At 36.3% G+C, this 12,551-nt stretch carries 11 protein-coding genes; 2 read left to right on the top strand and 9 right to left on the bottom strand.

What is annotated here, in order from left to right; translation table 11 throughout:
- Positions 1-18: 18 nt before the first annotated feature.
- From IGJ93_RS04860 to IGJ93_RS04845, 4 genes are all read right to left on the bottom strand, one after another.
- Positions 19-780, bottom strand: coding sequence for a hypothetical protein (locus tag IGJ93_RS04860; protein WP_067485052.1), 762 nt, complete (start codon positions 778-780; stop codon positions 19-21).
- Positions 781-897: 117 nt separating this feature from the next.
- Positions 898-1,845 (bottom strand): LacI family DNA-binding transcriptional regulator, encoded by a 948-nt coding sequence (locus tag IGJ93_RS04855; RefSeq protein WP_271027177.1) that lies wholly within the window; start codon positions 1,843-1,845, stop codon positions 898-900.
- A 271-nt stretch (positions 1,846-2,116) separates the two neighbouring features.
- Entirely contained in the window at positions 2,117-2,893 is a 777-nt protein-coding gene (locus IGJ93_RS04850) for an alpha/beta fold hydrolase (RefSeq protein WP_071869385.1), read from the bottom strand.
- Positions 2,890-3,288 carry a hypothetical protein gene (locus tag IGJ93_RS04845; protein WP_067485042.1) on the bottom strand — a complete coding sequence of 133 codons (399 nt, stop codon included), beginning with the start codon at positions 3,286-3,288 and terminating at the stop codon, positions 2,890-2,892. Before IGJ93_RS04845 ends, IGJ93_RS04850 begins: the two co-directional genes overlap by 4 nt.
- A gap of 137 nt (positions 3,289-3,425) precedes the next feature.
- Between IGJ93_RS04845 and IGJ93_RS04840 the strand changes: the two genes are divergently transcribed.
- Both IGJ93_RS04840 and IGJ93_RS04835 read left to right on the top strand, forming a co-directional pair.
- Entirely contained in the window at positions 3,426-3,968 is a 543-nt protein-coding gene (locus IGJ93_RS04840; RefSeq protein WP_067485041.1) for a DUF2179 domain-containing protein, read from the top strand.
- A gap of 159 nt (positions 3,969-4,127) precedes the next feature.
- A complete protein-coding gene (locus IGJ93_RS04835; protein ID WP_067485039.1) occupies positions 4,128-4,742 on the top strand; it encodes a hypothetical protein in 615 nt (204 codons plus the stop codon).
- A 37-nt stretch (positions 4,743-4,779) separates the two neighbouring features.
- Here the strand turns inward: IGJ93_RS04835 and IGJ93_RS04830 are convergent, their stop codons facing one another.
- From IGJ93_RS04830 to parC, 5 genes are all read right to left on the bottom strand, one after another.
- Entirely contained in the window at positions 4,780-5,646 is an 867-nt protein-coding gene (locus IGJ93_RS04830; RefSeq protein WP_075491190.1) for a DUF1803 domain-containing protein, read from the bottom strand.
- Between the two features lie 90 nt (positions 5,647-5,736).
- Complete coding sequence (locus IGJ93_RS04825) at positions 5,737-6,663, bottom strand: manganese-dependent inorganic pyrophosphatase (RefSeq protein ID WP_086271049.1); 927 nt, start codon at positions 6,661-6,663, stop codon at positions 5,737-5,739.
- An 86-nt stretch (positions 6,664-6,749) separates the two neighbouring features.
- The gene (gene pflA / locus IGJ93_RS04820; RefSeq protein ID WP_067485032.1) at positions 6,750-7,511 is read right to left on the bottom strand and encodes a pyruvate formate-lyase-activating protein; all 762 of its coding nucleotides are present in this window, start codon (positions 7,509-7,511) and stop codon (positions 6,750-6,752) included.
- A gap of 81 nt (positions 7,512-7,592) precedes the next feature.
- On the bottom strand, positions 7,593-9,821 hold the full coding sequence (pflB, locus tag IGJ93_RS04815; protein ID WP_067485029.1) for a formate C-acetyltransferase: 2,229 nt from the start codon (positions 9,819-9,821) through the stop codon (positions 7,593-7,595).
- A 278-nt stretch (positions 9,822-10,099) separates the two neighbouring features.
- Entirely contained in the window at positions 10,100-12,547 is a 2,448-nt protein-coding gene (gene parC / locus IGJ93_RS04810; RefSeq protein ID WP_067485026.1) for a DNA topoisomerase IV subunit A, read from the bottom strand.
- Positions 12,548-12,551 lie beyond the last annotated feature (4 nt).

Raw genomic sequence — 12,551 nt, 5'->3', positions numbered from 1 at the left:
ATTTTCAATCATCCATTGTTATTGCTTGAAATAACTATTTTCTGTCAATGAATTGCCTTGATCTTCAATCAATCCATGAAGTGATCGTTCTAACACACCATGTGCTTTTTTTGTTTTAGTTGTCTTTTTATTTGTTGCCTTCATTTTTGTTTCTTCTTCACCTTTGTGAAAAGACTTGACCGTTTTATCCCCTTTTTTCTCTTGATACGGCGTTGGCTCAGTATCAAATAGCAAGTACGCATCTTCTTCTTTTTTCATTGATTGAATCAATTCATTTTCCGTCACCTGTGTTTCTCTAGGGTCTGGAATAATGGATGCTGGAATAAATTTTGGTACAAAATAAGAACGCTCATGAGTGATGTTATTTGTTGTTGAAGATTTTGTATTACGTGTAGGTGATGTCACCTGTTGATTCGTTTGAACGTGATTTTTTTCACCAAAAAGCTGCTTTCGACCAGTCGATGTCGTCTTAGGCTGATAGTGCTTTCCATATTCTGGTAAATTCTCTTTATAATGTTCCAACTTTTCTTGACGTGGTGTACCTTTTGTCGTTCCACTCATCGTACGTCTTTGTTTTCGCTGGTGTGTCTGTTCTCGTTCGCTCTCATCAAAGTGAAACTCTTTTGTCCGACCATAACGCTGTTGCGGATGCTGATCTGTTTTGCTCATCAAATCATCGACACCATCAAATAAAACGCGATTAGACTCAGTACTTAATTTTACTCCTGTTTCATCATCATAAGCGGGAAAACGAAAATGCTTTCGCTTGATTTCTTTCATTTAATTCATCCTTTTCAAAACGGAACTTTTCTCAATCATAGCATAATTTCAACCATTTCAGTAATAATGCGCTGATAAATTTCAGAAATCATACGCTCTTTTTAAAGAAAACTTGTATTATTTGGTCGTTTCACGCAAAATAACTTCTGGAAAAAATCGCCGATACCCTTGACTTGCCCCTTTTTCATCAATTTTTTTCAACAACATTTCACCACAAGCTTCTCCCATCCGAATAATATCTTGCTTCACCGTTGTTAACTTAGGAGAACTAATCTGATCTAAAAAGACGCCATCAAAGCCGATTACCCCATACTCTTCCGGAAGTTTCCCGCCAGCTTTCATAATCCCACGGACAACACCCAAAGCTAAACGATCTGAACTACAAACAAAACAAGTATTCTTATCAAATTCATCCCAATGCGTATCAATATATTCTTCCGTCTTTGTTGAATGATTGGGAAAACGAACGGTTTTTGTCGGCAAATTTTGTTCCTTCATAATGGCTAAGTATCCTGCTTCTCGGGCACGTTCAAAAGGCTCTGCCACATCCATTCCAATATAAACCACTGATTCATATCCTTGTGATAGAGCATATTCAGTTGCTTTCGTTGTGCCGTATTGATTATCACTATCTACATAATCATAGCCAAAATCATTTTCTCCAAATAAAACGACCGGCTTCTCCAGACGAGCAATCCAATCAAAATCTTTTTCACGCATTCCTGTAATGATGTAGCCGTCACAAGCACCCACATCGAAGCCACTCGTTGTCACTAACTGTAATGAATAATGTGCTCGACCAATTCGATTCGCGATTCCCATCAGCAAGTTCATATAGTACGGTTCTGTTGTGTCGATTTCTTCTAAAATAAACAATTTGATTACTTGTGATCGATTAGAAACAAGTGCTTTTGCCGCAATATTAGGGCGATAGTTCAATTCAGCCATCGCTGAAAAAACCAGTTCTTTCAGCTCATCAGTGACTTGTTCAGGATGATTGATAACCCTTGATACAGTCATCTTTGAAACATTTGCTAATTTTGCTACGTCTGCTAGAGTTGTCATAGCTCTACCTCTTTCTAACAAAAATTTCGCGAATACAGCTCACGATGAAGGACATAGACCAATTTATTTCAACTTCTATTATACCGAAATTCATCTCATTTTATAGTCAAGTTTCCATATCTTTTCTATCATTAAACAAAAAAGTCAAAAAAAGAGATTGGAATCAAAGAAATTTCCAACCTCATTTTTCTAGAGATAAGTACTTTGCTCAAAAAAGTCAGCTCTTTATTCAAAAATCCTTATTCTATTTTCACTACTAAATACTATTCTCTTACATCTTTCCTTCATGATTTTCTTTAATCAAACACTTGTAAAAAAATTCAGCAGCTTCTTCCATCAATGGAATTTCAACTAAATGACCTTGCTTTTCTGAAGGATGAAAAATAATTTGTCGTCCCGCTTTGGTCCATTGATTCGCCTTCACGAAATCAGCGGTTTGCTTGAAAGGAATTTTTTCATCTTCCTTTCCATGCCAGAAAAACAAAGGTCTTCCTGCTAAACGTTCAGGGCTTAAAGATAAATCATATCTTTCTACCCAAGAAATCAATTCAAAATAGTCCTTAGGTAAACGAAAGCCGAATTCTTTTGCACGGGCTTGAATTCCTTGTCCATAAGCAAGGGGCGCAGGAGAACCCATTAGGCAGGCTCCTGCAATTAGCTTAGGATGCTGACTAAGTAATGCACAAGTAGTCATCCCTCCCATTGAAACACCACCTACAGCTACTTTTTCATGTAAAAGTCCACGTTTATCAAGATGTTCTATTAGTGTGTCAAATTCAAATAAATTACCATAAATACTATTCCAAAACGTATATGAAGGAATGGAGGATACCGGTTGTTTTCGCTCCCCATGATTCATTGCATCTGGCAAAATAACTCGAATCCCATATTGAGCAATCTTTCTGCCTTGTGTCAAAACTAATTCCTTACTTGTCTGCCAGCCGTGATAATAAATGACCACTGGAATTTTTGTCTGTTTTAGTTCCTCTAAAACAACTTCTAATACAGGAATTGCTTTCACATTACGTTTCATCATGATTGGGTTCATTTCGAGTCACCTAACTTAATTAAATTTATATGTTGAAAAAATAACCAGCTACTACTTAAAAATTGAAAAAAACTAACACTACCAAAAAGCAGTAAAGCTGGCCTTAAATACCATTGTGGAAATAAAAAAAGAGCAACGATTCCGATTATTCCTAAGATCAGAGTTAATAACGGATAAATCGAAAAACGAAGAAAACTCGCTACACCACCAAACATACTTCCAATAAAAAGTACTAAAAAGAAAATAACACTTATCAGGAAGTAATCAATAATGGATAACGGAAAGAACAGATTTTCTACCTCAAACGTTTCTTGAACAGCATAAACAGCTAAATACACACTAAAGATCATACTTAATAGATGGCTAACACAAATCAGTTGATTGATTTTTTTCATTGCATCACCTACTCACTGTCTTTATAATATAATTATAATCCTTTTTTAATTTATTTCAAATGAAGATACTTTAAATTTTTCCCAATTTTTGTTTTTTTTGCTATTGTAGAGAAGAAAGATATAGGAGGAGTGGTTTGATGGTTGATCCAAAAATGTTACTGATGATTTTTATTATCAATTTTGCGTATATTACGCTAAATACCCTACGATTTATGCTGACAATGAAAGGGTATCGTTTAATTGCACCACTTGTTAGTATGGTTGAAATAATCATTTATATTATGGGACTTTCGCTGGTCCTTGATCGTTTAGATAATCCTTTAAATCTATTTGTTTACGCACTGGGCTATGCTGTGGGGATAAGTGTTGGCATCTTAATCGAAGATAAATTAGCGCTTGGCTACATCATGGTTACAACAATTTTACCAACGAATACTTCGGAAGATAAAAACCTTCCTCGAATTTTACGAGAAAATGGCTATGGTGTTACACAGACTTCTGCAATGGGGCTTGAAGGTGAACGTTTAGTTTTAGAAATTCTTTCCCCTCGTAAAAGTGAACGTGAACTATATAACTTGATTAAAACAGTTGAAGAACGTGCATTCATTATTTCCTACGAACCAAAATATATTTCTGGTGGATTTTGGACAAAAAAAGTTCGGAAACGTCAGAAAAATTAAGTTTTACTAATTGAAAAATCAAAAGTGTTTTCTCCTACCGGATCAGACAATATTACTTGTTTGAACCGGTTTATTTTTGTCTAAACCTCGACAGAAGCTCATTGTTTTGTTATGATAATATATGCAAACTATCATTTTCAGTATCGGAGAACAAGTTGAATGAATCGAAAAACAATGATTTATCTCCAATTAGCTTCGCTATTTGGACTCTCGGCAATCCTATTCTTTGCACTACATACCTTTTCTACAACTTCTGATGCACCAAATCATGCGCTGGGATGGCTCTTACTAGATTACTCAACGCTTAATACGCTAGACCAAAGCGCTGGTTTACTTATCTTGTCTTCTTTATCATCGCTTCTGTTTGCAATCTTTTTTTCACGCTACGTCTACCTAGAAAAAACAGAAGCATTAGCAGAAGCTTCCTTTATTTTTATCGCACTAAAATTGTTTTCCTTTTTAGCTGTGTTACTGTACACCTTTAATCAAAATTCGCTGTTCTTTTTCATTTTAAATGGCTTGGTTGTCACCTTAGCAATTTTTTCTTTCTTTTTCTTCGCATTGGTTTTTAAAGAATTAAAATTAAGTCCTTTTTTCTGCTGGGTCTCACTCATTTGTTTTGGTTATAATTTCTTTGCCTTTTTGTTTCTGGCATTTGCACCAACAATTCAAACAACGATTATTCAAGATGTAAGTAATTGTTTTGATTTCTTATTTGTGATTTGTTTAGCATTTCTAATGTGGCAATATCAACGAAATAAATCCTATAAGTAAAAAGACAGACAAACGATTGAACGTTTGTCTGTCTTTTTTATTTTGCTTTGATATAAGAATACACCGTTAAACCAAGTGTTTTTTTCACTTCTTCGTAAATTCTTCTGTTAACAAAAGCAAGTTCCGATTCTGTTAAATCAACAATCTCAGCAAACTGGATGGCAGTCAACTCTTTTTTACTCTCAAGAACTGGTAACAGTAATTCAAACGTTGGTTCTGCTTGAATTGTCTTCGTTTGGATTAAGGATTCCAAAAAAATATTTGGACGACGATTTTTAAATTTATTTAATCGAACGCGCTCAATAATCACTTCTACTTGATCAAAATAATAGGATTCATTCACATCTCCCAGCAAAGTTGCTAATGAAAAGAAATTGGGGAACTGCGTAGGTTTATTTTTTTGAACGAAGAAATAATTAGCCAATGTTACTGGAAAATTTTCTGTAGTAGAAATCGAAATAAATTGATAGTCTTCATTTCCGGCAATTGTTTTTCGTGTCGTTTCCCCTTCTCCCTCATAACCATAAAAAGCCTGATTGTCTTCTTCAAAACAAGTGGACCAAAGTGTTTCTCCCACGATGAATTGTTGTTCCACTTGGGAAAATTTAGACAACTGTTCACTTAATCGTTGTACTTGATTAGCTATGATTTCTTGATAGCTAGCTTCATTTTCTGTAAAGATGGGAAAGTTTAACTTATACCTTCTTTCCTCACGCAGAATTAGTCCAGCTTCAATTAGTTGATCCAAAAAGTGTTCAAACTTTCGCTGAGGAAATACTTTTTTTAATTCTCTCAAAATGACCGGCTCAGGCTGTTCATTTAAATAAGTAATAACTGGTGAGAACAGCGGATCAGCCACCAATTTTTGATAAACTTTATTTTTTGGTGAATAAAAATAATTCATTTGCTCCCTCATTCCATTTAAATTTTATCTTTTATTCGTGATAAAAAAAGCTGAGTCGTAGTTTACACTCGACTCAGCTAGATCAGTAAATTAACTAAAAACTTCTGTTAATTGAGGAACAACTTGTTTTTTACGAGAAACAACACCTTTTAAAAATGCACGATTGTTTGTTAATTTTGTTTGGAATGCTGCTTCAACTTTTTCTTTGTCATCTCCAGCAACTAATAATTCTGAGTCGCTATCTAAAATATTTGTTACGACTAAGACAAACAAATCATAATCATTTGTAGTCATTTCTTCAGCCATTGCTGCTTCTAACTCAGTTTGACGATCCATTACTTCATTCAAATCAACCGTGTTGACTTGGGCAATGCGGACGTTTTTGTCACCCATTGGAAAACTTTTTGCGTCTAAATCAAGCAAAGTTGCAGCTGATTTATCACTTAATTTTGTACCAGCTTTTAGCATTTCTAAACCATAAACATTTAGATCCACTTCTGCGATTTCTGCAAGTTCTTGCGCTGCTTTTTCGTCTTCTGGGGTAGAAGTTGGTGATTTGAATAGCAATGTATCAGAAACAATAGCAGAAAGCATGATTCCTGCTATTTCTTTTGGAATGCTTACTTGATTTTCTTTGTACATTTTTAAAACGATTGTACTTGTGCAACCTACTGGCTCTGCACGGTAGTATAAAGGATTAGCTGTTTCAAAATTTGCGATACGATGATGATCAACTACTGATAAAATCGTTACCTCAGCAATATCTGAAATACTTTGTTGAAATTCATTATGGTCAACCAACATGACAGCTGCATCTTCTGCTTTCGCTGACTCTACTACGCGAGGTGCCGCTAAACCAAATGATTCCAAGGCAAACTGTGTTTCTTCATTAGGCGTTCCTAATGCTACAGCTTCTGTTTGTTTGCCTAATTCATTTTGTAAATGTGAGAATGCAATCGCCGCTCCAATTGCATCGGTATCTGGATTTTGGTGTCCAAAAACTAAAATTTTTGACATGTCATTCGCTCCTTTGTTCTTTCTCCTATTTAATAATAGCAAAAAAACGGAAAAGAGCAATACTAACTTCCTTTTCCGTTTCAAAACTATCTAGTTAAATATCCTTGGTAATCTTCTGTATGCAGTAGTTGTTTTGCGTTTTCTACACGCTCTTTCGTTGGTGGTTCAATTCCATCCAGTGGGTATTTCAAGCCTAATGTTTCCCATTTATATCGACCCATAGTGTGGTAAGGAAGAATCTCCACCTTATCAACATTGTTCAACGTTTTAATAAACTCATCTAACCGAATCAGATACTCATCGTAGTCACTACGTTCAGGAACAAGGACGTGTCTAATCCAAACTGGTTTACCGATTTCTGACAAATATTTTGCCATTTCCAAAATATTTTGGTTCCCATTTGCTGTCAAAATCTTATGTTGATCGTTATCGATATGTTTGATATCAAATAATAACAAATCCGTGTATTCCATTAGTTCTTCAAATTTACTGAAAAACGGTTCTTCGCGGGAGAATGGTTTGCCACAGGTATCAATCGTTGTATGAACCCCTTGATCTTTTGCTTTTTTAAAAAGATCGATTAAAAAATCTAATTGCAGTAATGGCTCACCACCACTAATGGTAATACCACCTTTATCTCCCCAAAATTCTCGGTAAGCAAGTGCTTCATTTAACACATCGTCTGTTGTACGTTCAACACCACCGCCAATATTCCAAGTATCTGGATTATGACAAAATTGACAACGCATCCGACATCCTTGCATAAATGCGATAAAACGGATACCAGGGCCATCAACGGACCCAAAGCTTTCAGTTGAGTGAATAAAACCTGTTACAGGTGTTGTCATAGACGTGTCCTCCTAATAATGACTTTTCGAGTAAAAAAAGGCGAATCGACTGAATCAGTCCATCCGCCTCCTTGACTTTTGTTACATTGATTCGTGCATTGTACGTGCAATTACATCGTTTTGTTGTTCGCGTGTTAATTTAATGAAGTTTACTGCATATCCAGAAACACGGATAGTTAATTGAGGATATTTTTCTGGATGTTCTTGGGCATCCAATAAAGTGTCACGGTTGAACACGTTGATATTCAAGTGGTGACCCATTTTCTTCGCATAACCATCAAGCATTGTTGCCAAGTTTTCTTCTTGCGTTTCTTCGTCACGACCTAAAGCTTTAGGTACGATTGAGAATGTATTTGAAATACCATCTAATGAATATTCATATGGTAATTTTGCTACTGAAGACAAGCTTGCTAATGCTCCGTGTGTATCGCGACCATGCATTGGGTTAGCACCTGGTGCAAATGGTTCGCCTGCGCGACGGCCATCAGGTGTATTACCAGTTTTCTTACCATACACAACATTTGAAGTGATTGTAAGAATTGACGTTGTTGGTGTTGAATCACGATAAGTTTTGTTACGTTTAACTTTTGTCATGAATGTTTTTAATAATTGAATAGCAATTTCATCTACACGATCATCATTGTTACCATATTTAGGGTAGTCGCCTTCAATTTCGTAATCTTCAACAATTCCATTTTCATCGCGAACTGTACGAACAGTTGCATATTTGATTGCTGATAATGAGTCAACTGCTACTGAGAATCCAGCAATACCAGTTGCCATTGTACGCAAGATGTCTGTATCTTGTAAAGCCATTTCAATACGTTCGTATGAATATTTATCATGCATATAGTGAATGATATTCAATGTATTTACATATAATTCAGTAATCCAGTCCATCATAACGTCGTATTTTTCCATTACTTCATTGTAATCAAGAACTTCTGAAGTAATTGGTTGATATTTAGGTCCAACTTGTGCTTTTGATTTTTCATCAACCCCGCCGTTGATTGCGTATAACAATGTTTTCGCTAAGTTTGCACGAGCTCCAAAGAATTGCATTTGTTTACCGATTCGCATAGCTGATACACAACAAGCAATTCCGTAGTCATCGCCCCAATGTTTACGCATAACATCGTCATTTTCGTATTGGATAGCTGATGTTTGGATACTCATTTTAGCACAGAAAGTTTTAAAGTTATGTGGTAAACGAGTTGACCATAGAACAGTTAAGTTTGGTTCTGGAGCTGGTCCTAAGTTTGATAATGTGTGTAAGAAACGGAAACTATTTTTAGTTACCATGTGGCGTCCGTCTTCACCCATACCAGCGATTGATTCTGTAACCCAAGTTGGGTCCCCTGAGAACAAAGCGTTGTAATCCGGTGTACGAGCAAATTTTACAAGACGTAGTTTCATAACGAAATGGTCAACGATTTCTTGTGCTTCTTCTTCAGTGATAACGCCATTTTGTAAATCACGTTCTACATAGATGTCTAAGAATGTTGATGTGCGTCCTAATGACATTGCCGCACCATTTTGTTCTTTGATTGCTGCTAAATATCCAAGGTATAACCATTGGAAAGCTTCTTTTGCATTTGTAGCAGGTTCTGAAATATCGAATCCGTAGATATTGCCGAGTTCTTTCAATTCGCTTAACGCACGAATTTGTTCGTTCAATTCTTCACGTTGACGAATAATATCATCTGACATGATACCAATACCACAGTTAGATAAATCAACTTGTTTTTCTTTAATCAAATAATCTACACCATAAAGTGCTACTCGACGATAGTCACCAATGATACGTCCACGTCCATAAGCATCTGGAAGACCAGTGATAACACCTGAACGACGTGCTGCACGAATTTCTGGTGTGTATGCGTCGAAAACGCCTTGGTTATGTGTTTTACGATAGTCACGGAAAATGTGAGAAACTTCTGAATCAATTTCAAATCCGTAAGCTTCAGCTGCTTGTTCAGACATTCTGATTCCACCAAATGGTTGTAAGCTGCGTTTGAATGGTTTTTCTGTTTGGAATCCAACAACCGTTTCCAAATCTTTGTTCAAGTAGCCTGGACCATGTGAAGTAATTGTAGATACAACTTTAGTATCCATATCTAATACGCCACCAGCTTCACGCTCTTGTGTGTTCAATTCCATTACTTGATCCCAAAGTTTTGTTGTTGCTTCTGTTGGGCCAGCTAAAAATTCGTCATTACCGTCATAAGGGGTATAGTTTTCTTGGATAAAATCTCTAACGTTTACTTCTTCTTTCCAGGTTTTTCCTTTAAATCCATTCCATTGCTCCATTGTATGGACCTCCTAAAAGTTTCTGTTTTATGTAACAGTTTTTACGTGATTAGTATAACACAGAGCGTCATCTTTGCAAGGGTTTTCTTGTTTTTTCTTTAACAATTTTTAGATTTTAATTGATGTATCTTTAAACAATGCTTTAATACCAAGCATTAGGCATTGTGAACACTTTCATCTTTTAATAAAAAAGTAAGATTTCTTCGATATTACAAATGAAAAAAGGAGCACGAATTGTACTACTACAGTTCGTGCTCCTTCAAGAAAAAATGATACAGTTATTCTTCGATTTTTGGGACGGGTGCTTCAAGTACAGCAATAATCTCTCCGCCTTGCTTTTCGTCCAACACAAATGAACCATTCGACGTACGATCACCAATTGGAAAATCAGTTGGATTAAATTCCACTTGTTTGCCCTTTTGATTCACGATTGTTAGCTCACGACTTGTTCCTTCAGACATATAAATAACTCGGTGAGGGTTTTTCTTTAGTTCTCTTAAAACTTGCACCCCACGTTTTGCACGTGATGTTTGCGAGATTTCTTGTGCAAGCATTCGTTTGACGGCTCCTCTTTGTGTGACGATTACGATTGGTGTATCGCCTTCAGCAAAAACTAATAAGCCATTGATGACTGTGTCATCATCTTTCAGATTGATTGCCTTCACTCCTGCTGCTTTTGCACCGACGACTGGTACTTCAACTAGCGGATACCGTAAGCCAATCCCTTGATGCGTAACTAGAAAGACGTCTAAATCCGCTTGTCCTTCTTCCAAATAAACAGCTACCAACTCGTCCTCATCTTTTAGTTTCATTGAGCTGAGCGGACGACTCTTATACGTACGCCATGGTTCAAACTCAGTCATTCTAGTCTGTTTGATCATGCCATTTTTACTAATAAAGATAAAGGTTTGTTCTGGTTGTATTTTCGTATATGGGAACACTGCGATAATTGATTCATCCATTGATAAATTCAAAATCGTTTGTGAAATGTGCTCACCAACTTCCTTCCATTTTAGATCTGGTAACTCATGGACTGGACGATAGATCACATTCGCTTTGTTCGTCACAAACAAGACATGATCTAATGTACTTAATTCACCAGTATACAAAAGATAATCGCCTTCACGCATACCAATCTCTTCTGGCTTCGAAGCACTATAAGAACGCAAGCTGCTTCGTTTCACATAACCTTCACGCGTTACGCTAACGACTACGTCTTCTTGCGCAACCAACACTTTCGTATCAATTTTTATTTCTTCGATTTCATCTTCGATTTTTGTAATACGTTTCGTTGCATAATTTTTCTTCACTTCACGTAATTCTTTTTTCATCAATGAAAACAGCTCTTTGTCATCTGAAAGAATTTTATTTAGTTCCGTAATTTGCGCAATCAATTGTTCAGATTCTTTTTGAAGATCAGTAATATCGGTGTTTGTTAAACGGTAAAGTTGCAGCATCACGATTGCTTCTGCTTGTTCTTCAGTAAACTGAAAAACATCCACTAAGTTTTTCTTTGCATCACGTTTATCTTTACTTTCACGAATTGTCGTAATCACTTGATCTAAAATCGATAATGCTTTCATCAAGCCTTCCACAATGTGTTGACGTTTTTGTGCCTTTGCCAAATCATACTGGCTACGTTTCGTAATGACATCTTTTCTATGTCCGATATAACTGCTTAAGATATCTCTTAGCCCAACTTGATGTGGTGTCATATGATCAATGGCTACCATATTAAAGTTGTAGTTGATTTGTAGTTCCGTGTTTTTAAATAAGTAATTTAGGATCCCTTGTGCGTTTGCATCTTTTTTTAATTCCACAACAATTTGCAAACCTGTTCGATCACTCTCATCACGAACTTCAGCAATTCCATCTACTTTTTTATTTAAACGCACTTCATCAATTTTTTTCACAAGGGTTGCTTTATTCACTTCGTAAGGAATTTCTGAAATGACAATTTGTTCTTTGCTTCCTTTGATTGCTTCAATTTTGGTTTTAGAACGTAGAATCACTTTTCCCCGTCCGGTTTCAAAAGCTTTTTTGATTTCATCTTTTCCCTGCAAGATTCCTCCTGTTGGAAAATCAGGTCCTGGGATAAACTCCATTAGTTTATCTAAACTTGCATTAGGGTGGTCAATCAGATAGATAGTTCCATCAATGACTTCTCCTAAATTATGCGTTGGTATCTCGGTCGCATACCCTGCTGAGATACCAGTTGAACCATTCACCAATAAATTCGGATATCTAGCGGGTAAAACAGTTGGTTCTTTTTCAGTATCATCAAAGTTCCAAACCATATCAACCGTATCTTTTTCAATATCCGCTAACATTTCACCACTTAGTTTAGACAGACGCGCTTCTGTATAACGCATTGCCGCTGGAGGATCGCCGTCCATACTACCATTATTCCCGTGCATTTCAATCAGCACTTCTCGAAGCTTCCAGTCCTGGCTCATCCGAACCATTGCTTCATAGATACTACTGTCTCCATGTGGGTGATAGTTACCCATGATATTTCCGACTGATTTCGCAGATTTACGGAATCCTTTATCATAGGTATTTCCATCTTTGTTCATTGCATATAAAATCCGACGTTGGACTGGCTTTAACCCGTCACGAATGTCGGGTAAGGCACGCTCTTGAATAATATATTTTGAATAACGTCCAAATCGGTCACCCATTACTTCTTCTAAGGTTAATTCTTGGATTTCTTGTCGATTTTCCATCAGG

Source organism: Enterococcus sp. DIV0174 (genome assembly GCF_050529065.1).
Lineage (GTDB): Bacteria > Bacillota > Bacilli > Lactobacillales > Enterococcaceae > Enterococcus_B > Enterococcus_B thailandicus.
This window is presented reverse-complemented; position numbering and strand designations above follow the sequence as displayed.

Bases quoted from the DNA above. Each gene is read 5' to 3' on its own strand.
- IGJ93_RS04855 (WP_271027177.1), bottom strand. From the start codon at position 1,845: ATGACAACTCTAGCAGACGTAGCAAAATTAGCAAATGTTTCAAAGATG.
- IGJ93_RS04845 (WP_067485042.1), bottom strand. From the start codon at position 3,288: ATGAAAAAAATCAATCAACTGATTTGTGTTAGCCATCTATTAAGTATG.
- IGJ93_RS04850 (WP_071869385.1), bottom strand. From the start codon at position 2,893: ATGAACCCAATCATGATGAAACGTAATGTGAAAGCAATTCCTGTATTA.
- parC (WP_067485026.1), bottom strand. From the start codon at position 12,547: ATGGAAAATCGACAAGAAATCCAAGAATTAACCTTAGAAGAAGTAATG.
- pflB (WP_067485029.1), bottom strand. From the start codon at position 9,821: ATGGAGCAATGGAATGGATTTAAAGGAAAAACCTGGAAAGAAGAAGTA.
- IGJ93_RS04830 (WP_075491190.1), bottom strand. From the start codon at position 5,646: ATGAATTATTTTTATTCACCAAAAAATAAAGTTTATCAAAAATTGGTG.
- pflA (WP_067485032.1), bottom strand. From the start codon at position 7,511: ATGACAACACCTGTAACAGGTTTTATTCACTCAACTGAAAGCTTTGGG.
- IGJ93_RS04840 (WP_067485041.1), top strand. From the start codon at position 3,426: ATGGTTGATCCAAAAATGTTACTGATGATTTTTATTATCAATTTTGCG.
- IGJ93_RS04860 (WP_067485052.1), bottom strand. From the start codon at position 780: ATGAAAGAAATCAAGCGAAAGCATTTTCGTTTTCCCGCTTATGATGAT.
- IGJ93_RS04835 (WP_067485039.1), top strand. From the start codon at position 4,128: ATGAATCGAAAAACAATGATTTATCTCCAATTAGCTTCGCTATTTGGA.
- IGJ93_RS04825 (WP_086271049.1), bottom strand. From the start codon at position 6,663: ATGTCAAAAATTTTAGTTTTTGGACACCAAAATCCAGATACCGATGCA.